Annotated in this window: 20 protein-coding genes; 12 read left to right on the top strand and 8 right to left on the bottom strand. The window is 68.6% G+C overall.

Annotated elements, in window-relative coordinates; genetic code table 11:
• Positions 1-14: 14 nt before the first annotated feature.
• On the bottom strand, positions 15-464 hold the full coding sequence (locus NO998_RS10585; protein WP_267647098.1) for a zinc ribbon domain-containing protein: 450 nt from the start codon (positions 462-464) through the stop codon (positions 15-17).
• A 345-nt stretch (positions 465-809) separates the two neighbouring features.
• Between NO998_RS10585 and NO998_RS10580 the strand changes: the two genes are divergently transcribed.
• Both NO998_RS10580 and NO998_RS10575 read left to right on the top strand, forming a co-directional pair.
• Entirely contained in the window at positions 810-4,382 is a 3,573-nt protein-coding gene (locus tag NO998_RS10580) for an MMPL family transporter (RefSeq protein ID WP_267647097.1), read from the top strand.
• Positions 4,382-5,128: a TrmB family transcriptional regulator gene (locus tag NO998_RS10575; protein WP_267647096.1), complete on the top strand. Its 747-nt coding sequence runs from the start codon at positions 4,382-4,384 to the stop codon at positions 5,126-5,128. The genes NO998_RS10580 and NO998_RS10575 overlap by 1 nt, the downstream gene beginning before the upstream one ends.
• Positions 5,129-5,475: 347 nt before the next feature.
• On the opposite strand, the gene NO998_RS10570 is transcribed toward NO998_RS10575, so the two are convergent.
• Positions 5,476-6,099 (bottom strand): class I SAM-dependent methyltransferase, encoded by a 624-nt coding sequence (locus NO998_RS10570; protein WP_267647095.1) that lies wholly within the window; start codon positions 6,097-6,099, stop codon positions 5,476-5,478.
• Between the two features lie 147 nt (positions 6,100-6,246).
• Here NO998_RS10570 and NO998_RS10565 point away from each other — a divergent pair, with 147 nt between their 5' ends.
• Together NO998_RS10565 and hisD are read left to right on the top strand one after the other, a co-directional pair.
• Positions 6,247-6,441: a cold-shock protein gene (locus NO998_RS10565; RefSeq protein ID WP_049980416.1), complete on the top strand. Its 195-nt coding sequence runs from the start codon at positions 6,247-6,249 to the stop codon at positions 6,439-6,441.
• A 180-nt stretch (positions 6,442-6,621) separates the two neighbouring features.
• Positions 6,622-7,920 carry a histidinol dehydrogenase gene (hisD, locus tag NO998_RS10560; RefSeq protein ID WP_267647094.1) on the top strand — a complete coding sequence of 433 codons (1,299 nt, stop codon included), beginning with the start codon at positions 6,622-6,624 and terminating at the stop codon, positions 7,918-7,920.
• A gap of 25 nt (positions 7,921-7,945) precedes the next feature.
• On the opposite strand, the gene NO998_RS10555 is transcribed toward hisD, so the two are convergent.
• Complete coding sequence (locus NO998_RS10555; RefSeq protein WP_267647093.1) at positions 7,946-8,560, bottom strand: hypothetical protein; 615 nt, start codon at positions 8,558-8,560, stop codon at positions 7,946-7,948.
• Between the two features lie 236 nt (positions 8,561-8,796).
• On the opposite strand from NO998_RS10555, the gene NO998_RS10550 reads away from it, so the two are divergent.
• Together NO998_RS10550 and NO998_RS10545 are read left to right on the top strand one after the other, a co-directional pair.
• Positions 8,797-9,528, top strand: coding sequence for a bacteriorhodopsin (locus NO998_RS10550; protein WP_267647092.1), 732 nt, complete (start codon positions 8,797-8,799; stop codon positions 9,526-9,528).
• Positions 9,529-9,731: 203 nt separating this feature from the next.
• Entirely contained in the window at positions 9,732-10,493 is a 762-nt protein-coding gene (locus NO998_RS10545) for a class I SAM-dependent methyltransferase (RefSeq protein ID WP_267647091.1), read from the top strand.
• Between the two features lie 53 nt (positions 10,494-10,546).
• Here NO998_RS10545 and NO998_RS10540 read toward each other — a convergent pair whose 3' ends face one another.
• Positions 10,547-11,887: a hemolysin family protein gene (locus NO998_RS10540; protein WP_267647090.1), complete on the bottom strand. Its 1,341-nt coding sequence runs from the start codon at positions 11,885-11,887 to the stop codon at positions 10,547-10,549.
• 148 nt (positions 11,888-12,035) lie between these two features.
• On the opposite strand from NO998_RS10540, the gene NO998_RS10535 reads away from it, so the two are divergent.
• Complete coding sequence (locus tag NO998_RS10535) at positions 12,036-13,352, top strand: NAD(P)/FAD-dependent oxidoreductase (protein WP_267647089.1); 1,317 nt, start codon at positions 12,036-12,038, stop codon at positions 13,350-13,352.
• Positions 13,353-13,546: 194 nt separating this feature from the next.
• Here the strand turns inward: NO998_RS10535 and NO998_RS10530 are convergent, their stop codons facing one another.
• Positions 13,547-14,098 carry a DUF6149 family protein gene (locus NO998_RS10530; RefSeq protein ID WP_267647088.1) on the bottom strand — a complete coding sequence of 184 codons (552 nt, stop codon included), beginning with the start codon at positions 14,096-14,098 and terminating at the stop codon, positions 13,547-13,549.
• A 120-nt stretch (positions 14,099-14,218) separates the two neighbouring features.
• Here NO998_RS10530 and NO998_RS10525 point away from each other — a divergent pair, with 120 nt between their 5' ends.
• The 3 genes from NO998_RS10525 (at position 14,219) to mptA (ending at position 17,074) form a co-directional block, all read left to right on the top strand.
• Positions 14,219-15,463 carry an NAD(P)/FAD-dependent oxidoreductase gene (locus tag NO998_RS10525; RefSeq protein ID WP_267647087.1) on the top strand — a complete coding sequence of 415 codons (1,245 nt, stop codon included), beginning with the start codon at positions 14,219-14,221 and terminating at the stop codon, positions 15,461-15,463.
• A gap of 97 nt (positions 15,464-15,560) precedes the next feature.
• Positions 15,561-15,980: a DUF7124 domain-containing protein gene (locus NO998_RS10520; protein ID WP_267647086.1), complete on the top strand. Its 420-nt coding sequence runs from the start codon at positions 15,561-15,563 to the stop codon at positions 15,978-15,980.
• Positions 15,981-16,150: 170 nt separating this feature from the next.
• A complete protein-coding gene (gene mptA, locus NO998_RS10515) occupies positions 16,151-17,074 on the top strand; it encodes a GTP cyclohydrolase MptA (RefSeq protein ID WP_267647085.1) in 924 nt (307 codons plus the stop codon).
• Here the strand turns inward: mptA and NO998_RS10510 are convergent, their stop codons facing one another.
• Entirely contained in the window at positions 17,075-17,884 is an 810-nt protein-coding gene (locus NO998_RS10510) for a TrmB family transcriptional regulator (RefSeq protein WP_267647083.1), read from the bottom strand.
• Positions 17,885-17,962: 78 nt separating this feature from the next.
• The gene (locus tag NO998_RS10505) at positions 17,963-19,594 is read right to left on the bottom strand and encodes a DUF255 domain-containing protein (RefSeq protein ID WP_267647082.1); all 1,632 of its coding nucleotides are present in this window, start codon (positions 19,592-19,594) and stop codon (positions 17,963-17,965) included.
• A 159-nt stretch (positions 19,595-19,753) separates the two neighbouring features.
• Between NO998_RS10505 and NO998_RS10500 the strand changes: the two genes are divergently transcribed.
• Together NO998_RS10500 and NO998_RS10495 are read left to right on the top strand one after the other, a co-directional pair.
• Complete coding sequence (locus NO998_RS10500; protein ID WP_267647081.1) at positions 19,754-20,152, top strand: hypothetical protein; 399 nt, start codon at positions 19,754-19,756, stop codon at positions 20,150-20,152.
• A 45-nt stretch (positions 20,153-20,197) separates the two neighbouring features.
• The gene (locus NO998_RS10495; protein WP_267647080.1) at positions 20,198-20,713 is read left to right on the top strand and encodes a DUF5815 family protein; all 516 of its coding nucleotides are present in this window, start codon (positions 20,198-20,200) and stop codon (positions 20,711-20,713) included.
• On the opposite strand, the gene NO998_RS10490 is transcribed toward NO998_RS10495, so the two are convergent.
• Complete coding sequence (locus NO998_RS10490) at positions 20,710-21,042, bottom strand: nucleoside triphosphate pyrophosphohydrolase (RefSeq protein ID WP_267647213.1); 333 nt, start codon at positions 21,040-21,042, stop codon at positions 20,710-20,712. The two genes, NO998_RS10495 and NO998_RS10490, sit on opposite strands and share 4 nt — an antisense overlap.
• Positions 21,043-21,088: the final 46 nt, after the last annotated feature.

Raw genomic sequence — 21,088 nt, 5'->3', positions numbered from 1 at the left:
CGCCCGGATCGGGGTCAGTTCGAGTCGGGGTCGGGGGTCACGAACTCAGTCGTACACCAGTGACAGAAGCCGAGGTCGGCGTCCACTTCCTTCCCACAGTTGGGGCAGGCGACGGTACCCGGCGTGGAACCCTCGGCGTCGGCCGTGGCGTCGGCGACGACGGGTCCCTCAGCGCCGGTGGCGTCGTCGGTCCGGTTCCGGTAGGCCAGCAGGAACGCGTCGAACGCGCCGGCGAGTTGGACGGCCATCGTCGGGTAGAGCGCCGACTGCGTCGAGACGGCCTCGCCTGCGGCCATACTCTGGAGCGCGGAGTCGGGAACGAACGCGGCCGTGACGCCGAACGCCAGCGCGATCCAACCGAACCCGCGCAGCCAGCGCCGCAGGTAGAGGTGGCCGAACCCGGTGGCGAGCGTCCCCAACAGCCCGGCCAGATACGGCCGGAGGCGCTCCGGGATAAGCGACATACCGATACTGAACGTCCGGTCAGGAAAAGCGTTCCGTCTGCACGGATCCGGCCGCTCGGGTGGCTCGGGATGGAAACGCTCGAAACCCGGCGCGTCAGGCCGCTGAGGAGGAACTGGGTCAGGGGTTCGGCCAGCAGCACACCGGGAGTCGCTCCGGTCCGGAGCGCTGCGACGACGCCGGGAACGCCGATAGCGGGTGTACCGGAGACCCCACGACCACCCCCCGACGCGCCGTGGTTGAACGTACGGTCAGGAAGTCGGAAACGTTATGCACACCCTGTTAGTACGAGAGTACATACAGATGGGTACCGACGGCAAACGGTCGATACGGAGGGAACCGAGCGGATGAGGGGAGTCGACGCAGTCGTCGACGGCGTGATGGACCACAGCCGTGCGGTCATCGCGGTGATGCTGGTGCTCACCGTGGCGGTCGGCAGCGGCGCCACGATGGTCGAGCAGAGTTCGTCGCTCGATCAGTTCCAGACCGACTCCGCCGAGGGAGACGCCCTCGACTACGCGAACGAGAACTTCACCACCGACGACGACGACACGACGACCGCACAGGTCATCGTCCGCCAACCGGACGGGAACGTGTTGGATCAGGAGTCGTTGGTCGGGATCATCGACTACCAACGGTCGCTCCGGGACGACGAAACGATCAACGGCACGCTCGCGGGCGACCCCCCGAGCGCGAGCATCGCGAACGCCATCGCCATCGCCTCCCTCTCCGCCGACGAGGGCCGTGACGTCCAGCGAACCGCGGCCGAACTCCAAGCGCTCAACGAGAGCCTCAGCGAGGAACAGGCCGCCATCGAGCAGCGAAACGAGACGCTCGCGGCGACGGGCGAACAGCTCAACGCCGCCCTGACGACGCTGCGAAACGACCGCGACGCGAGCATCGACGCGGAGTTCGAGGACGTGCGCGCGAACACCTCGGTCGAACTCGGCGACGAGGACGCGGCGACGTTCAGAACCGCGGCCCAGCAGCTTCGCAACGCGACCTCCGAGGAGGAGGCACGGCAGGCCTACCGGCTGGGGACGCGCGGCGTCCTCGAAGATGAGTACACCGCACTGCAGGAGCGCGCCGACCAGCTTCAGGCCGACGCCGACCGCCTGCAGGAGCTCGCGGACGAACTCGACACCGAGCGCGAGGAGTACCGGAACGCCAGGAACGCGACGCTCGCCGAGCAGCGCGAGCAGTTGACCTCGCTCAACGACTCGGAGTTGGACGACGCGGTCCTGCTGGTGCTCGGCGAGAACGCGGGCGGTAACGCCGGGGGCGGCGGGAGCGGCGACAGCATCGGCGCCTTCGGCCTGATGCCCACCGACTACGAACCCGGATCGACCGAGGCCGACGCGACGATGATCATCGTCACGATGGAGGGCTCGGGGTCGGCCGCACAGGGGACCGCCGGCGACGACGTCGTCGACGCCCAGTTGGCGATGCAGGACCTCGGTGACAGCGGCGACGGCGGGGAGTACCTCGTCTTCGGGGCGGGGATCATCTCCGAGGAGATCACCAACTCGATGAGCGACAGTCTGGTGATCGTCGGCCCGCTCGCGATCGCGTTCGTGCTGATCGCGCTGGTGGTCGCCTACCGCGACCCGCTCGACATCGTGCTCGGACTGCTCGGCATCGGCGCCGTGCTCGCGTGGACGTTCGGCATCATGGGCTGGACGGGGATCGACTTCAACCAGATCTTCATCGCCGTCCCGGTGCTGTTGATCGGGCTGAGCATCGACTACGCGATCCACATCTTCATGCGCCACCGCGAGGAGCGCACGCAGGACGAGACCGCCGGCCCGCGGGGCTCGATGCGGACCGCGCTGGTCGGCGTCGGGATCGCCCTGCTCTACGTGACGGCGACGACGGTGATCGGGTTCCTCTCGAACCTCACCAGCCCGGTGCCGCCGATCCGTGACTTCGGGGTCGTCAGCTCCGCGGGGATAACCGCGGCGCTGCTGATCTTCGGCCTGCTGATGCCCGCGGTGAAAGTCGAGATCGACGAGGCCTTCGAGGCCCGCGGCTTCGACCGGCGCAAGCGCGCGTTCGGGACCGGCGGCGGCGCGTTCTCGACGGTGCTCTCGCTGGGCTCGACGGCGGCGAAGAAGAGCCCGTACCTCGTCATCGTGCTGGCGCTGGTAGTCAGCGCCGGCGGGGGGTACGGCGCGACGAAGGTCGACACCTCCTTCGAGCAGACCGACTTCATCGCCGAGGACCCGGCCGACTGGATGAAGGACCTGCCCGAGCCCTTCGCGCCCGGGGAGTACACCGCGAAGGCGAACCTCGAGTACGTCAACGACAACTTCGTCCGGCAGGACTCCCAGGCCCAGATCCTGATACGCAACGACGGCGGCGGCGGGATCACGCAGGCCGACACCTTAGAGCGCATCGACGCGGCCGAGCGCTCCGCGGCGGACAAGGAGGACGTGACCCAGACGCTCTCGAACGGCGAGGCGCGGATTCAGAGCCCGCTGACGGTGATGAAGAGCGTCGCCGCCGAGAACGAGTCGTTCAACGAGAGCTTCGCCGCCGCCGACCGCAACGGCGACGGCGTACCCGACCAGAACCTCGCGGCGCTGTACGACGACCTCTACGAGGCCGCTCCGGACCGCGCGGCGGGCGTCATCCACCGCGAGGACGGCGAGTACGTCGCGATGCGGATGATCGTCTCCGTGCAGGGCGGTGCGAGCGGCGACGCGGTGACCGAGTCGATGCGGTCGGTCGCCGACGAACTGCAGGGCGACGGACTGGAGGCCACGGCGACCGGCAGCGCGGTGCTGAACAAGATCGTACAGGACCAGCTGTTGCAAACGGTCGTCGAGAGCCTGATCATCACGCTCGTGGCGACGTTCGCGTTCCTGATGATCGCCTACCGGATCACCGAGGGCAGCGCGACGCTGGGGGCGGTGACGCTGCTCCCCGTGGCGTTCTCGGTGACGTGGATCCTCGGGACGATGTTCCTGTTGGACATCTCCTTCAACGTCATCACGGGGATGATCACGAGCCTGACTGTCGGGCTCGGGGTGGCCTACAGCATCCACCTCTCCGAGCGGTACAACCAGGAACTCGACCGTACGGGCGATATCTGGACGGCGATGGAGCGTGCGGTCACCGGCACCGGCGGCGCGCTGCTCGGTTCGGCGGCGACCACCGTCGGCGGCTTCGGCGTGCTGGTGTTCGCCATCCTGCCGCCGCTCCAGCAGTTCGGGATCATCACGGGGCTGACGATCATCTACGCGTTCCTCGCGAGCGTGTTGGTGCTCCCCTCGATGCTCGCGGTGTGGACGAAGTACGTCGGCCCCGCCGACGTGTTCCCGGCGCCGGACGACGATTCGGACGATCAGGAGCCCACGACGAGCGGTACGGCCGACGGGACGACGGCCGCGGCACCCGTGGCCGGTAACGGTGCCGAGGCGACCGACGCCACCGCGTCGGAGCCGCGTGCCCGGCGCCGGTTCGACCGCGGCGTCGTCGCCCCCGGCGGGACGGTCTCGGTGACGGTCGAAACGGAGGGGGTCGACGGCCGCGCGGTCCTCTCAGAGCGCGTCGACGGAACGGCGAGCGTCGAGTCGGCGACGCCCGTGCCCGTTCGGACCGTCGAGGGCGACGGCCTGCTCTCGGTCGCGTTCGAGGGCGAGAACCCGACGCTGCGGTACACCGCGACGGTACCCGAGACGGCCGAAGACGGCGACCAGTTCGACTTCAAGGGTATCGTGACTGTCGACGGGAGGCAGTACGAGACGAGTGGTGAGACGACGGTGGAAGTAGTGACCGACGTCTTCGAGCGCGTCACCGCCTCCGGCGCCGTCTCCGCGGCCGACCTCGACGACGCCTACGGCGGCTTCGAGCGGGGTGAGATCAGCGAAACCCAACTCGGCCGGATCAACCAAGCGTGGAGTCGAGACGAGGAGTGATGCAGGACGCCGAGGCCGTCGAGGCGCTGACCGAACTCGGGCTGTCGACCTACGCGGCCCGGACGTTCGTCGGCCTGCAGAAACTCGGCGTCGCGAGCGCGAGCGAGGTCGCGGGCGTCACCGACGTGCCCCGATCGCAGGTGTACGGCGCGGCGGACGAACTGGAGTCGCTGGGACTCATCGACGTCCAGGAGGGGTCGCCCACGCGCTACCGCCCGGTCGAGATCGAGGAGGCCCGCGAACTCCTCTACGACCGGCTCCAGTCGGCCGGCGACGGCGCCTTCGAGTACCTCGTCGAGGTCCGCGAACAGCACGCGCCCACCGACGACCGGGAGTCGATCTGGACCACCGAGGGGCGGGAGAACGTCACCGCCCGGATCACCTCCCTGATCGGCGACGCCGACGACGAGGTGCTGTTCGCCACCGGCGAGACGGCGCTGCTGACCGAGGACGTGGCCGAGGCGCTGACGGCCGTCGCCGAGGATGGCGTCGCGGTGACCGTCGCCAGCGCGGAGCCCGACGTGCGGGCGGCCGCCGAGGCGGCCGGCCTCTCCGTCGTCGCCGTCGAGGACCAGACGCCCGAACTCAGCGTCGGACGCCTGCTGCTGGTCGACCGTGATACGGTGCTGTTGAGCGTCCAGCCCGCCTCGGAGATGCCGACCGTCGGCGAGGAGGCGGCGTTCTGGAGCGACGGGACGGGGTTCGCCCGGGTGCTCGCGGCGCTGATCCGACAAGCGTTCGTGTAGGATTGGGTAGCTGACGCTTTTACAGATCCAGTAAGGGGCTATCTACGGTCCCGAGCAGTTCTCGAAGACCTAACAGCCCGCGGCAGCGTTCCGGGAACGTGTCGATGCACTCGAAACCGCCGACTGCCGTGTTGCCGACTCTCTGAAAGACGCCGGAGAAACAATCTCTGACTGGGACAGCCCGCAGTGTTCAAACGACGGTCTCCCCGACGCCTTCGCGCTCGCTACTACTGCGAGTGACCTGACGGGCGAACTGCGACCCTCACCCGAGTGCCCGGAAGTGGATCGCGAGGGGATCCTCGTGGAAATCGTCTACGCAGACCCGTCGCACCTCGTTGGGCGTTTCGTTACGGCTGCCGGAACAGCCGCAGTCGGTCCCGACGCTTGCTCGACTCCGAGAGCAGTTGGGCGAAGCCGCGGTCGCCGAAGACCGCCTTCCAGTCGCGGTGGTAGAGCGGGAACTCGTCGTTGACGTAGGAGACGTCGGCGTCCTCACGGGCGCCCGCGCCGCGGGCGGACTCGTTTTCGACGGTGATGAGCAGGTCGCCGGTCACGCGAGCGACCTCGTCGAACACGTCATCGGCGTCGGCGGGGTGGATGTGCTGGAGCGTCTCGACGGTGTAGACGACGTCGAAGGCATCGTCCGCGAACTCGGTGAGGATGTCCCCCGCGTCGCCGACGTGGAACGTCGCGTCGGCCGCGAGCCCCGGGTACTCCTCGCGGAGCACGTCGATGGCGTCCTCGTTGATCTCGATCCCGTGGAGGTTCCGGAACCCCCCGTCGTGGAGGTGTGCGAGGTGGCGCCCGGAGCTACAGCCGACCTCCAGTATCCGCGCCGAGCGGTCGCTGTAGTGCTCGACGAGCTCTCGGATCGACTCGCTGGCCTCGTTCGGGCCCTTGTGGGCGTAGTACTCCGGCGAGAACTCCCCGGTCCTCTCGGCCCAGTCCTCGCGGACGTCCTCTGGGTTCACTACCCGTCACTGCGAGGCCACCGAGTAAAGGGCCGTCGGCCGGCGTTCCAGCCGTGGAGACGTGCCGGAATGGGCCGGCGATGCCGTGATCGGAGTGATCCACGGACCGAAGGGGTTAACATGCGGAGACGGTTTTGTAGAAACGTAATGGCGACTGGTACGGTTGACTTCTTCAACGACACGGGCGGCTACGGATTTATCGAGACTGAGGACGCGGACGACGACGTGTTCTTCCACATGGAAGACGTCGGCGGTCCCGACCTGGAGGAAGGGCAGGAGGTCGAGTTCGACATCGAGCAGGCCGACAAGGGCCCCCGCGCGACGAACCTGACCCGACTGTAAGTCGGCTGCCGTTCTTCGACGCACTACTCCAAACTACTCGGGCGTCCGTGGAAGCGGGCCCCTGACTTTCACTTCTCCGAGCGGCAGCGTCGTCGGTCGACGCCCCGCCGCCGGGAACTCACGGCTCCGAAGCGACGGCTATCCGCAACGGCCTTAGGCCGCGCCGGTCAACGCCGAGCCATGCAACCACGAGCGATCGCGGACCTCTCGACGGCCGAGCGCCGGGCCTTCTTCGACCGGGACTCGGGCGTCGAGAGCGCCCGCGAGGACGTACGCGAGATCCTCCCCAAAGTCAGGGAGGAGGGCGACGCCGCCCTCCGGGAGTTCTCCCGGAAGTTCGACGACGTGGAGGTCGCCAACGTCGACGTGACCGCCGAGGCCGAGCGTGCCGTCGACGAGGTCGACGAGGGAACGTTGGCGGCGATCCGCGACGCCATCGAGAACGTCCGGGCGTTCCACGAGCGCCAGCGCCCAGAGGACTGGCGCGAGACGTTCGAGGACCGGGAACTCGGCCGCCGCTTCCGGCCCATCGAGCGCGCCGGCGTCTACGTCCCGGGCGGCACCGCCGCCTACCCCTCCAGCGCGATCATGGGCGTCGTCCCCGCGAAGGTCGCCGGCGTCGAACACGTCGCCGTCGCCACCCCGCCCGCCGAGGAGATCAACCCCGTCACGCTGGCAGCGATCCACGAAGCCGGCGCCGACGCCGTCTACTCCGTCGGCGGCGCACAAGCGATCGGCGCGCTGGCCTACGGTACCGAAACCGTCCGGGCGGTCCAGAAAATCGTCGGTCCGGGGAACCCCTGGGTCACCGCCGCCAAGGCGGAGGTCCGCGGTGAGGTCGAGATCGACTTCCTCGCCGGCCCGAGCGAGGTGCTCGTCCTCGCCGACGGGACCGCCGACCCAGAGTTCGTCGCCGCCGACCTGATCGCACAGGCCGAACACGACCCCGAGGCGAGCGTCGTCGCCGCCACCGCCGACGAGGAACTGGCCGACGCCATCGCCGAGGAGGTCGATCGACAGGCCGGCGAACGCGAGCGTGAGGAACTGATCCGCGAGGCGCTCGACAACGACGCCTCGGGCGTGCTCGTCGCCCGCTCGATGCCCGAGGCGGTGCTGTTCGCCGAGGAGTACGCCGCCGAACACCTCTCGATACAGGCCGAGGACGACGAGGAACTGCTCGACCGGATCACCAACGCCGGCAGCGTGTTCCTCGGCCCCTACGCCCCCGTCGCGGCGGGCGACTACGGCACCGGGACGAACCACGTGCTCCCGACCGGCGGCGGCGCGAAGGTCCACGGCGGCCTCTCGGTCGATCAGTTCCTGCGCTCCTCGACGGTGCAGCGACTCGACCGCGACTCGCTCGACTCGCTTTCCTCGACGGTCACGACCCTCGCCGAGGCGGAGGGGCTGGAGGCCCACGCCGAGAGCGTCCGTGTGCGGCTGCGGGGCGACGACGACGCGACGGACACCGAAGGGTAATCGTCCCGACCCCCGCAGTGGCGTTTCAGGCCGACAACTGGCGGGAGAAGTAGTAGCTCCCGACGAACAGCGCAACCGCCAGCGACGCCGCCGCCAGCCCGACGCCGACGACCGTCACCGGGACGGGCGTTCCGGCGAAGGGGTTGCTCCCGCCGGCGGCCAGCAGTTCGGCGACCGCGTCAGCGCCGCCGTGGCCCAGCAGGAAGAAGGCGTCTACGGCGAGAACCGCCGCACCGCCGGTGACGAGGCTCACCATCGATGCCACGTCCTCCACGTTCAGCAGGTGGCGAGCCTCGGCCTCACCGATCTCGCCGCCCCGGAGGCGTCGATACCCCACGTAGCAGAGCGCCGCGGCGGCCACCAGTTCGATCGCCCCGGCGTAGGCACCCAACAGGAGGATCTTCGGCGACGCCGTCAGCGGGTCGCCACCCGGAAAGAGCGCCCGCGTCGACGACGGGAGCGTCATCGCCAACGGGATCACCAGCGCGAGGCCGGCGAGGATCGCGCCCTGCGCGGCGAGCTTGACCGGGATCGACTGGCGGAACAGCTGGTAGCGCTCGACCCGGAGCCGTTCGTAGACCGTCCCCCCGACCAGTGCCGACGCGATGGGGTCGTCGACGCCCCCTTCCTTGGCGCTCATCGTGTATGGTAGCGGCTTGCACGACGGCCGTAGATATGTCCGTCGATCAGGCTCGTTTCGGACGCCGAGAGAGTCATACAGCGGTGATTTCCCGTGTGGCCGAGAGGACGCGAGCGTCGGTCGACGGGTCGAGCGCCGATGCAGATCTGTGAGCAATCTCATATCTGTATCTGGACCGCCATCCCGTCGGTAAAGTGTAAGAGAGTCTATGATACTGGCGACTCTACTACTCGGCTATGGCTGCAGAATCGATATGGCTGTGGACCGGTACCGCCGGGATGACCATCGGGACGCTGTACTTCGTGGCCCGCGGCCGTGGGGTCCGGGACCCGGAGATGCAGCAGTTCTACATCGCGACGATCTTCATCACCACCATCGCGGCGTCGATGTACCTGCTCATGGCCACGGGCTTTGGCCTCACGGAGGTGGTGGTCGGCGAGCAGACGCTGGACATCTACTGGGCCCGCTACGCCGACTGGGTGTTCACGACGCCGCTGTTGCTGTTCGACTTGGCGCTGCTCGCCGGCGCGAACCGGAACACGCTGGCCACGCTGGTCGGCCTCGACGTGTTCATGATCGCGACGGGCGTCGTCGCGGCGCTCGAGCCGACCCCGGCGTACCGAATCCTCTGGTGGGGCATCAGCACCGGTGCCCTGCTGGCGCTGCTGTACATCCTCGTCGGCACGCTCTCGGATCAGGCCCGCCAGAAGTCCGGTGAGGTGGCGCGACTGTTCGGCACGCTCCGAAACTTGACTATCGTGCTGTGGCTCCTCTACCCCGTGGTGTGGGTCCTCGGCACCGAGGGCACCATCGGCGTCATCCCGCTGTACTGGGAGACGGCCGCGTTCATGGTGCTCGACCTCTCGGCGAAGGTCGGCTTCGGCTTCCTGCTGCTGCGCTCGCGCAGCGTGCTGGAACAGGCGACTCAGGCAGAACCGGAACCCGAGACCACGGCGGCCGCGGCCTGAGACACGCGCCTCCGGCCGACCCGTCGCGACGTTTCCCGTACGCACACGGGGAGGGCCGTGCCTCGCTGGTGGGCCCCGTGTCACTCGATCCACCATCGGATCGGGGCCGATGGAAACCGCTTTTTGGCCCACCACCCTCGAGAACGACGTATGCACCCCATCGAGCCGTGCCACCGAGCCCGCCGCCCGAGGACCCGCCGCTGATGCCCGTTCCCGCCGCGCCGACGTTCGCGGACGCCTGCGAGCGCGTGCTCCGGGACCCCGATGGCGAGCACTCGCTGTACACCACGCTCGCGCCGGTGTTCGACCGGCTGACCGACGAGGAGCGCGTCGCCGGCGACTTCGAGGCCGTCCAGGCGTTCGCCCCCGAGTCGGGCGACGCCCTCGAACTCGGCTGCGGCGTCGGCGCGCTGCTTGCCCACCTCACTGACCGCTACGACCGGACGCTCGGGATCGACTCCCACCACGAACTGCTCCGGTTTACGGCCCACCGGGCGCCCGCCGCCGAGGTAGCGGTCGGCGACCCGCTCGACCCGCCGACGGCCGCGTCGTTCGACGCCGTGGTGGCGATGGCCGGCCCCGCGTCGCCGCCGGTCGTCGAGGACCCCACGGCGCTGATCGAGACCGGCGCCGACCGGCTCGCCGACGGCGGGACGCTGCTGTTCCGGGCGGTCACCGACGGTGGCGCGGTTCGGGACGCCGTCGAGTCGGTGGGGGTGCTCACCGGCAGCGGCTACCGACTCGAACGCTCGGTGACGGACTTCCCGGCCGAGGACGGCATCGACCTCCGGATGGGCTACCGCGCCACCGACGTGGGCGAGAGCGAGTCGGCGACGACGAGCGAGACGATCCACGTGCCGGTTCACGACCGGGAGTCGCTGCGTGATGCGGCCGAAAACGCCGGACTCGAGAACGTCCGCCTGCTCGACGCCGGCGGGACGACGCTGCTCGTCGCGCGGAACTGAGTTCGGTGGGCTCGCTGACGGCCCGCCCGTAGAGACGCTGCTTGCGGGGCCGTTCAGGCGACGTTCTCGGCGTTGCCGTCGTCGTCGCGCTCGGTGATCCGGACGGTCTCGATGCGGGCGCCGTCGACGCCGGTCACTTCGGCGACGTAGCCGTCGATCTCGACGCTGTCGCCGCGTTGCGGTGCCCGATCGAGGTGGCTGAGGATCAGTCCGGCGATCGTTTCGACGGCATCGTGATCCAGATCGGTCCCGAGTGCGTCGTTGACCGCCGAGATGGTGACACCGCCGTCGACGTCGAACTCGCCCGCGTCGCCTTGGCGGATCGAGTGTTCCCGGTCGACGGCGTCGAACTCGTCGCGGAGGTCGCCGACGAGGGCCTCGACGACGTCCTCGACGGTGGCCATCCCCTCGAAGGCACCCCACTCGTCGATGACGGCGGCTATCTGTTGGTCGTCGGACTGGAACTGCAACAGGAGGTCGTTGATCGTCGTCGTCTCGGGTACGACGAGCACCTCCCGGGCGAGGTCGCCCGCAGTCGTCTCCCCGTCGGCGTCTGCTTCGCTCGCGCGCAGCACGTCTTTCACGTCGACGAACCCGGCGACCTGCGTCCCGTCGTCCGCTGCGACGACTGGGTAGCGGGTGTGCTCCCACTCGAAGACGGTCTCGCGCAGTTCGGGCAGTGTGGCGTCGGCGGGGACGCTGATCACGTCCGGCAGCGGCACCATCACTTCCCGGACGGTCGTGTCGTCGAGTTCGAACACGCGCTCGATCATTGCAACCTCGGCCACGTCGACGTCGCCTTCCTCGCCGGAGCGGGCCAACACGCGTCGGATCTCCCGCTCCCCGAGGGTCTCGTCGGACTCCGAGGCCGGCGGGACGCCGAGCATGCTCGTGAACGCGTTGGCTGCGCCGTTGAACACGACGATGCCGGGGTAGAACAGCAGGTAGAACAGCTTCATCGGCGGCGCGAGCAGCAGCGAGAGGCGCTCGGTCTGGGCGATGGCGAACGTCTTGGGTGCGAGTTCGCCGAACACGACGTGGAGGAACGTGATGATCGAGAAGCCGATCGCGATCGCGACGAGGTGGACGACCCCCGACGGGAGCAGCGAGCCGAGAACGGGCTCCAGCAGCGACGCGATGGCGGGCTCGCCAGCCCACCCCAGCCCCAGCGAGGCGAGGGTGATGCCCAACTGCGTGACCGCGAGGTAGTTGTCGAGATCGGCCATCACGTCCTGCAGTGCCCCTGCACCGGCGCGCCCCTCGTCGGCCAGCTGTTCGACCGACGTGGCACGGACCCTCACGAAGGCGAACTCCGCGGCGACGAAGAAGCCGTTCAGCCCCACCAGTACCACGGCGATAAAGAGCCGACCCAGCGACAGCGCGATGTCTACCATCGTGCACCCGGGCCGGCGGTGTTCGTGTGGGAAGTATCCATACGGGCCACTCCCGCGCGTCGATAAAAAAAGGGTCGTGTGTGGTCGGTGTCGGCGACTGCCGGCGATATCGGGACAGTTTTTCCTCTACCCCTCCCGTCTTTCCCGTATGTATCACGTCGTCGGCGGCGGGATCGCCGGACTCGCGGCCGCCTACAGCCTCCAGCAGCGCGGCCACGAGGTCGAGATCCTCGAAGGGAGCGGAGACCTCGGCGGGCTGGCGGCCAGCTACGAGACCGCCGGCGACCCCATCGAGAAGTTCTACCACCACCTCTCGAAGTCCGAACAGACCATCGTCGGCCTCGCCGACGAACTCGGGGCCGGCAACCGGATCGAGTGGCGCCTCGGCAAGAACGCCTACTTCGTCGACGGGACGGCCTACCCGATGGACACGCCGTGGGAGATCCTCGCGTACCCCCACATGAGTCTCTACGACATCTTCCGGCTGGGGATGCTCACGATGGAGGTCGACGTTCGCGGCGGGATCCCGAAGTTCGACACCTACGAGGACATGACCGACTTCGAGGACGTGCCGATCAAGCAGTTCCTCCTCGAACACACCTCCCGCGGGGTGTACGACAACTTCTTCGAGCCGTTGCTCGACGCGAAGTTCGGCGATCGGAAGGAGGACGTGAGCGCGGCGTGGCTGCTCGGCCGGATCAAGTTCCGCGGCGAGCGCGACCTGCTGCGCGGCGAGATGCTCGGCTACCCCGAGGGCGGCTTCGACGCGTTGCTCTCCCCGCTGGTCGACGCGGTCGGCCGCGACACCGTGCGGACGAACACGCGCGTCACCGACCTCGGAATCGAGGACGGCGAAGTGACGACGATCACGGCCGGGAGCGACGGCGAGACGACCACGGAGGAGACCGACGGCGTCGTCGTGGCGACGATGCCCAACGTGCTCGAGGAGCTGACGGGCTACGCCTGCGAGATCGACTTCCAGGGCGCGGTCTGTGCGGTCGTGACGATGAACGAGCCTCTGACCGATACCTACTGGCTCAACGTCGCCGACGACGTACCCTTCGGCGCGCTGATCGAGCACACGAACTTCGTCCCGCCGGAGCGCTACGGCGGCGACCACCTGCTCTACGTCGCCTCCTACGTCCAGAGCGACGAGGAGTGGCTGGCGACGGCCGACGACGACGAGATCGAGGACGAGTGGCTCGACGCCATCGAGGGGATGTACCCCGAGTTCGGCCGCGAGAACGTCGAGCAGTTCCGGCTGGCGAAGGCTCCGCGTGCGGCGCCGATCTACGAGCGGGGCTACCTCGACATGGTGGTCCCCTACGACCTACAGGAGGACGTCGCCGACGGACTCTACTACGCCGGGATGGCCAGCGAGGCACAGTACCCGGAGCGGAGCCTCGACGGCGGTATCGTCGCCGGCTTCGAGGCCGCGAAACTGATCGACAGAAAGGCGGACTGACGATCGGAGCCGCAGGCCCTTCTTGAAGTACGAGAGCGAGGCAACGCCCGGTATGCGCTAACCGACTGCCACGGCGGACTCCGCAGTCGTGTGGCCCGGTCCGTCGTGTACCGTCGATGCTCGCCGTCGACGGTGAGGCCACCTGCTCGCTAGCGCCGGCGCTGGGAGAAAGGACCAGCCCCGTCGAGGCCCGTTCAGTCGGCGGAACCCTGTATCTCGTCGGTCCGGTCGCCGGCGACGACGCCGTCCTCGGTCTCGATGTACACGTCGTCCTCGAACCCCTCGGCGGCGTGTGGGTGTTCCGGATCGTCCAGTTTTTCGAGGGTGGCGGGGGCGTCGGGGATCTCCCGGTCGCGGAACTCCCCGAGGGGGTCGTCGATGGTGATGTCGTGGGCCGCGAAGAAGTCCGCGTAGCGGTCGTAGTGGGCCTCGACCTCGTCGGCGGGGAACTCCATCATCTCCGTCCAGCCGTGGTTGTAGAACTCGAAGTTCGCCTGCAGGTGCGTGATCTCCCGGGCCTCCGCCTCCGGGAAGCCGGCGTCGAGGGCCGCGAGATAGGTGTCCATCGTGCAGTCGAAGAAGGCCTCGAGGTGGGGTTCGCGTTCCTCGCGGCGGCCCTCCTCGGCCCGGTCCCCGAACTCGCTGGTGTGGAGGTCGACCAGCTTGTCGTTCATCTTCTCCCCCACGACCGGCATCGTGAGCGCCTGCTTCGCCGCGAAGTGGCGCACGTTCTGGCGGAGCTTCATTCGCTATCGGGTTGGAACGCGAGCGTCTTGAACCCAGCGAGAGCGGCGCCCACGCGTCGGTTTCCCCTATCGAAAACCGTATGGTAACCCACATTAACCCCCGCAGCCAAACGCTAAGCCATGAGTCAGTCGTTCGTGATCATCGGTGACGGGGTTGCAGGGAGCTCTGCCGCGGAGACGCTCCGCGAGGAGGCACCCGACGCCGACATCACCGTCATCACCGACGAGGGGGAGGCTCTCTATAACCGCATCCTGATCAAGGAGTTCGCGAAAGGGAAGCTTCCCGAGGCACCCATCTCGATTCACGACGAGTCGTGGTACGACGAGCGGGAGATCGACCTCCAGCTCAACACCCTCGTCGTCGACATCGACACCGATGGTCACGAGGTCACGACCCACGAGGGCGACACCTACGGCTACGACAAGCTGCTGCTCGCCACCGGCGGCACGCCCGCACAGCTTCCCGTCGAGAACTCCGACGCCGAGGGCGTCCACCACTTCTGGACGTTCGAGGACGCCCGCAAGATCAAGGCCGACGTGGAGGCGGCCGACAACGGCGTCATCGTCGGCGCCGGCCTGCTCGGCATCGACTTCGCGGCCATCTGTGGCGCACAGGACGTGGAGGCGAAGTACCTGATGCGCGGGAACGCGTGGTGGCGCTACGCGCTCAGCGAGGAGGGTGCCGAGATCATCCACGACGCGCTGCGCGAGCGCGGCGTCACGCCGGTGTTCGACTCCGGCGTCGACCACTTCGAGGTCGACGACGACGGTCGGGTCGAGAGCGCGGTCGACCCCGACGGCAACGAGTACGAGGCCGACTTCGCGGGCGTCGCCATCGGGCTGAGCATCAACACCGAGATCCTCCGTGGGACCGGTCTCGACTACGACGCCGACGGGATCATCGTCGACGAGTACATGCAGACGAACCTCGAGGACGTCTACGCCGCCGGCGACTGTACGAAGTTCAACGACCTGATCCTCGGCGAGCAGGCCCAGAACGGCGCGTGGGGCTCGGCGAAGGCCCAGGGCGAGTGTGCGGCCAACAATATGATCGAGTACGGTACCGACGAGTTCCGCTGGGTCTCCTCGTACTCGATCACGCACTTCGACTTCCCGTTCCTCTCCTTTGGCCACCCGACGCTGGGCGACGACAGCGTCGAGGAGAAGTACTCCGACACCGAGTGGCGCCGCCTCGCCCTGAAGGACGGCAAGATCGTCGGCGGCGTCCTGATCGGCGACCTCGCCCCGCAGTCGGCGTACAAGCAGCTGATGCGTGAGGGCGTCCGCGTCGGCGACGAGAAGGAGACGCTGATGCAGAAGTCCTTCAGCGTCGACGACCTCGAAGCGCCGCCCGCGGACGACTGAGCAGTCCGGCGAGGGTCGAACTTTTCCCCGCGAGCGGCGACCTATATCTCCCGCCGACACCGAAGTCGTTTTGGCCGGGACCGCCCCCAGAGAGCGTATGGACTCCGGCGGCTCCTCGGACATGACGCTCGCGTTCGAACTGGACGCGCTGAAGTCGCTCGCCGACCCCAACGCGGTGTTCAACGACGCCCGTGGGTGGACGAGCTACGTCGGCGTGGTGAGCGACGAACCGACCTACGTCGTCACTAACTTCACGCGGAAAGAGCGCATCCGACAGGACTTCTTCTCGGGCCCGCGCGGCGTCGAGGAGAGCCTCGAGAACGTCAAAAAGCAGTTCGACACCGAGCGCCACGTCTTCATCGGCATCTCGGAGGAGCACCGCGAACAGGCCGACGCCGTCGGCTGGGAGTACCTCCCCCTCGAGAACGCCGCCGAGGCCGCGGGCTGGGAACTCGGCGGTGAGGACGAGGAAGCCGACCACTTCGCCGAGGGCGATCAGCGCGACGACTGGCCCTGATCGCTCACGGCACGTGACCGTCGGCGGCCTCGGTGCCGCCGTCACGGTGACTTTTCCCGCCGACTCCCGCCGGGCGACAAGTCACGGCCTGATCGCTCGCTTGCGCGTGCGCCAGCGCGCGCGTTCCGGTTCCAACACAGTAATCCCCCCGCGGGACTCACTCTCTGACAATGAGTCACCAGCTTCCGGACGTGCAGGCCGGAGAGCCCGACGTGACGGTCGGATTGAGTCAGGTCGGCGTCACCGGCGTCGAGAAACTCGTCGAACTCGAAGGCGAGGAGCGACCCTACGTGCTGACCGCCGAGTTCTCGGTGTTCGTCGACCTCCCCAGCGGGCGGAAGGGGATCGACATGAGCCGGAACATGGAGGTGATCGACGAGGTCCTCGAGGACGCCGTCGCCGGCGAGACCGACCGCGTCGAGGACCTGTGTGGCGAGGCCGCCGAGCGCCTGCTCGCCAAACACGAGTACACCACCACGGCGGAGGTCAACATGGAGGCCGAGTGGGTGCTCCGCGAGGAGACGCCCGCCAGTGGCCGACCCACGCAGGGGACCGTCGACATCATCGCGTCGGCAACGGCGACCGAGGAGGGGACCGAGGAGGAGATCGGCTGCCGGGTCACCGGGATGACGGTCTGTCCCTGCTCGCAGGGGATGTCCGAGTCCCGAGCGCGTGAGACCCTCACCGACCTCGGCGTCGACGACGAGACTGCCGAGGCGTTCCTCGATCAGGTCCCCCAGCCGGGCCACTCCCAGCGCGGTCACGCGACGCTGACGGTCACGCAGGACACCAAGCCCGACGTGGACCTGATGGAACTGATCGACATCGCACGGGACTCGATGAGCGCGCGGATCTACAACATGGCCAAACGCCCCGACGAGGACCACATGACCTACGCCGCCCACGCCAACGCGAAGTTCGTCGAGGACTGCGTGCGGTCGCTGGCCCGCGGCGTCGTCGAGTCCTACCCCGACCTCGAGGAGGACGCGGTGGTCCACATGAAACAGGAGAACGACGAGTCGATCCACCAGCACGACGCCGTCGCCGAGCGTGAAGTCTCGATGGCCACCCTCCGGGACGAACTCTCCGGGTAGCTACTCCTCGGTCGTGAGCGGTTCGGCCTCGGCCCAGCGCGGGTCGAACGTCTCGCGTACGTCGCCGGTGAACTCCCGGTCTTTCAGGTCCAGCATCGCGAACGGCTCCCGCGGCGTCAGGGGGTTTGGAACCTCGATACACGCCTCCTTGCCGTCGATGAGGTGGAACGAGCCGCTGACACGGTCGGTCGTCCGGACCTCGAAGTTCGGGTGGTCGGCCAGCTCGCTCTCGTAGCGCCGCAACACCGCCCCGGGGAGCGTCCGGATCAGGTCCGGACCGAGCAGGACCGACACCGTCGCGCCCCGTTCGAGTGCGCGCCCGAACGCCGCGGCCACCTCGTCGCCGTACTCCCCCACGTCGAACTGCGGCGTCGGGCCGCCGGCGACGGCGATGACCCGTTCGCTCGCGGTGTCGAGCCGTTCGAGTAGGAGGTCCGCTGACTCCTCGGGGCCGAGCACCGCCGTCCAGAACCCCTCCTCGGCGGGGACGCCGGCGTCCAAGTCCTCCTCCAACTGCTCGACCGTCGATTCGTACTGGGACTCCTGTTCCTCCAGTTCCTCGCGTTTGGCGTCGAGCAGGCGGTCGAGTGCCGCCTCCGGTTCGACGGCCACGTACTTCTTCGGTCGACTCGCGGCCTGACTGCGGGCCAACCCCCGCCGTTCCAGGTCCTTCAGCACGTCGTACACCCGCCCCATCGGCACGTCGCTGGAGCGCGAGAGCTCCTTTGCGGTGCTGGGGGAGTCATCGAGCAGCGCTCGGTAGGCCCGCGCCTCGTACTCCGAGAGCCCCAGATCGCGTAAGCTTGCCATGAACAACCGTGACACCCCGCGGGGGCAAAAACTCTCCGGACGTTTACTCGTGCAGGCCGTTGCCGACCGTGGCCGAGCTTACTGCCGGTCGGCGACGCGGCCCATGAGCGCCTCGGGATCACTGGCGGGCTCGTCGACGCCGACGACGCGGGCGGTGCCGCGGTCGAGTTCCGGTGCGATCGAGTCGCCAGCGTTCGGGACGACCACCTTCTCGTGGTCGGCGACCCGGAGCGCGGCGCGGTGGAGGTCGCTCCCGGGGTCGTCGGCGACCGCGATCGTGAGGGGATCGTGGACGAGCCGGCTCGCAGCGGTGCCGTACTCGGCGACCTGCACGCCGATCCGGTGGGAGGCGCCGGCGAAGGCGCCGACGGTCTCGCGGGCGACCTCCCGGTACTCGTCGTCGCCGGTCAGTGTCGCCAGATCGACGAGCGCGTTCGCCATCGCGGCGTTGCCGTCGAGGGGGCGCAGCGGGCGGTCGAGCAGCCCCGGCCCCTCGGCGGGGCCATCGCGGAACGAGCCGTCGTCGTGGAGCGCTTCGATGGCGTGGTCGGCGACGGTCGCGGCGACGCCGGCGCCGTAGCCGATGGTCTGCTCGGCCCGGGTGAAGGCGCCCACGACGGCCGCGAGGTCCGAGAGCGTGTCCCGCGGGCCGGCCTGTCCGCGCTCGCGGAAGTGAACGACCGAGCCGTGTTCGATCAGGTCGCGTTCGAGGTAGTCGAGGATCCGGTCGGCGTACTCCCGGGCGCGCTCGTCGTCCGTGTAGCCGTAGTACGCGAGGAGCGCGTCGGCGGCCAGCGCGTTGCCCCCGGCGTAGGCCGTGAGGTCGGTCCGGGGCTGGCGGGCGTCAGCGCGTCCGGCGGCGTCCTTCCCCCAGTACTCGACGCCCTCGCCCGGCCCCATGCTGCCGCCGACGGCGACGCCGCTCCAGAGGTCGTCGGTGAGGAAGTCGATCGTCGATTCGGCGGGTTCGCGGTAGGCGTCCTCGCCGGTGTAGACGTAGGCGTGGGCGAACGCCCGCAGGAGGGTGGCGTTGGTGTCGAGCAGCTTCGCGTGGTGCACGTCGCCCCAGTCCCGGCGGCCGGCGTAGCGGAAGAAGCCGCCGGCCACCTCGTCGTGGAGGTGGTCACGGACGGCGTCGAGGGTCCGTAGGGCCTGCTGGCGCTCCCGTTTGAGCGCGAACTCCGCGGTGCGGGCGAGCGGGAACTTCGCGCTCTCGCCCCAGCCGGCGAAGCGCTCGTCGAACTTCTCGCCGAGTTGGCCGGCCAGCTGTTCCTCGATGGTCGCGTCGACGGCCCCGGCGGGCGGGAGGTCGCCGGCGAGCGCTCGTGGGACCCGGCCGGCGTCGTCGCCCTTCTCGGCGTAGGTCTCCGCGACGCGGTTCAGCACCTGCCGCATCCCGTCGGGTGCGAGCGCGGTTGCGGTGGAGATGACCTCCCCGTCGGGTGTGAGGAAGACGGTCGACGGGAAGCCGCCGGCGGCGTAGCGCTCGCGGATGCGCGGTTCGCGGTCGGCGTCGACGCGGACTGGGACGTAGCGGTCGTTGAGGTTGGCCGCGATGTTCGGGTCGGCGTAGGTGGTCGCGTCCATCTCGTGGCAGTCGACACACCACGTCGTCGACAGGGAGAGCAGTACGGGAACGGACCGCTCGCGGGCCTCGTCGAAGGCGTCCTGACCCCACTGGCGCCACTCGACGCGGGTCTCCTCTTGCATGGCTTCTGGTGGGGCTGTTTCGGGGTAAAGCGTGTCGAACGCGAGGCCGTGTCCGAACGGAGCGAGGGGGAAACAGCCTCGGAACGCGCCCCCGGGAACCGTCGCGGCTACCTGAATCGGCCGACCGAACTATGCCCGTTCTGTTCGTACGTGGGTGTGATGTCCGAGGACACCAACGTATCCGTCGACGTGGAGGTCGAGGTCGAGGTGGACAGCGAGGAACTGGAAATCGAAGCCGGCGACGAGCGGGAGATGGAGGCCGAGTTGGAGACCGACGGCCTCGAGATCGAGGTCGAAGTCGAGATCGAGGGGCTGGAGGACGAGGACGAGGACGAGGACGAGGAGGCGGAGGAAGAAGCGGAGGACGAGGAGGCGGAGGAGGAAGAAGCGGAGGAGGCAGATGCGGAAGCTGAGGAGGAAGAAGCGGAGGCGGAAGATGCGGAAGCTGAGGACGAGGACGACGAGAGCGACCACGTCTCGATCGCCGACGACGACGAGGAGCGCGTCGACGACGAGAACGAGACGTTCGAGGTCGGCTCCCCCGACGAGGAGGAGTAGCCCGGGAGCGGCGGCCTTTTTGCCCGGCAGCCCCCTCCAACGAGCATGGCTACAGCAGGCGGCGAGCGACTGGAACTCCCGTGTGGTGAGACGATTTCCCTCACGTCGCTCGACCTCGGGATGCGCGAACTCGACTGTGACTGCGGCGACGCCCACGCGGTCGTGATGGACATGCACCCGCCGACGCGCTTCTTCCCGGAGTTCCTCGTCGACACGCTCGAAGGCGCCGTCGAGACGACCAGCGAGGAGATGCCGGACTTCGGCACGCCCCACCTGATGGGGATGGTGATGGAGGAGTTCCCCGAGCAGGTCGCCGTCGCCGACGCCAGCGAGGAGGGCGACGTGGGCTTCGCGATGGTGTGGATCACCGACTTCGACGCCCGGCGGCTCCACGAGGTCATCGTCGAACTCGTGATCGAACTGATGGAGCACGCCGTCTCCCACGCCGAGAGCGACCGCGCGATGACCGAGTTCGAAGAGCAGATGCTCGAGTTCGACGTGAGCGAGTTCGTCGAGCAGTACCGCGACGAGCGGGACCTCGACCCCGAGCCGTACGTCTAAGCCCGCCCGTCGGTCCCGCCCTCGACGCGCTCCAGCACGACGCCGTCGTCGAACCGCCCGCGCTCCACCGCCTTCTCCGCACGGACCCGTTCCAGTTCGGCCTCCTCGACGCCGAGCCGTTGCCGCAGCGCGTCCAGGACCTCCAGCACGTCCGCGAACTCCTCGACACCCGGGGACCCCCGTAGCTCCGCCGTCTCCTCCGCCAACTTCTCGAACAGGCGCGCCTCGTAGGTCTCGCCCTCGACGGCGTGGGTGATCGGTGTCTCGCCGTCGGCCGCGATGATCGCCGGGATCTCGTCGCGCACCAGTTTGTCGTACTCGCGGGACACGCCCGTGGCGTCGGCGCGCCGCGGGAAGCCCGTTTCGGCGGCCAGT

Source organism: Halolamina litorea (genome assembly GCF_026616205.1).
In the GTDB taxonomy this organism is placed as follows: domain Archaea; phylum Halobacteriota; class Halobacteria; order Halobacteriales; family Haloferacaceae; genus Halolamina; species Halolamina litorea.
The sequence above is the reverse complement of the archived record's forward strand: the minus strand, read 5'-3'. Positions and strand labels throughout refer to the sequence as shown.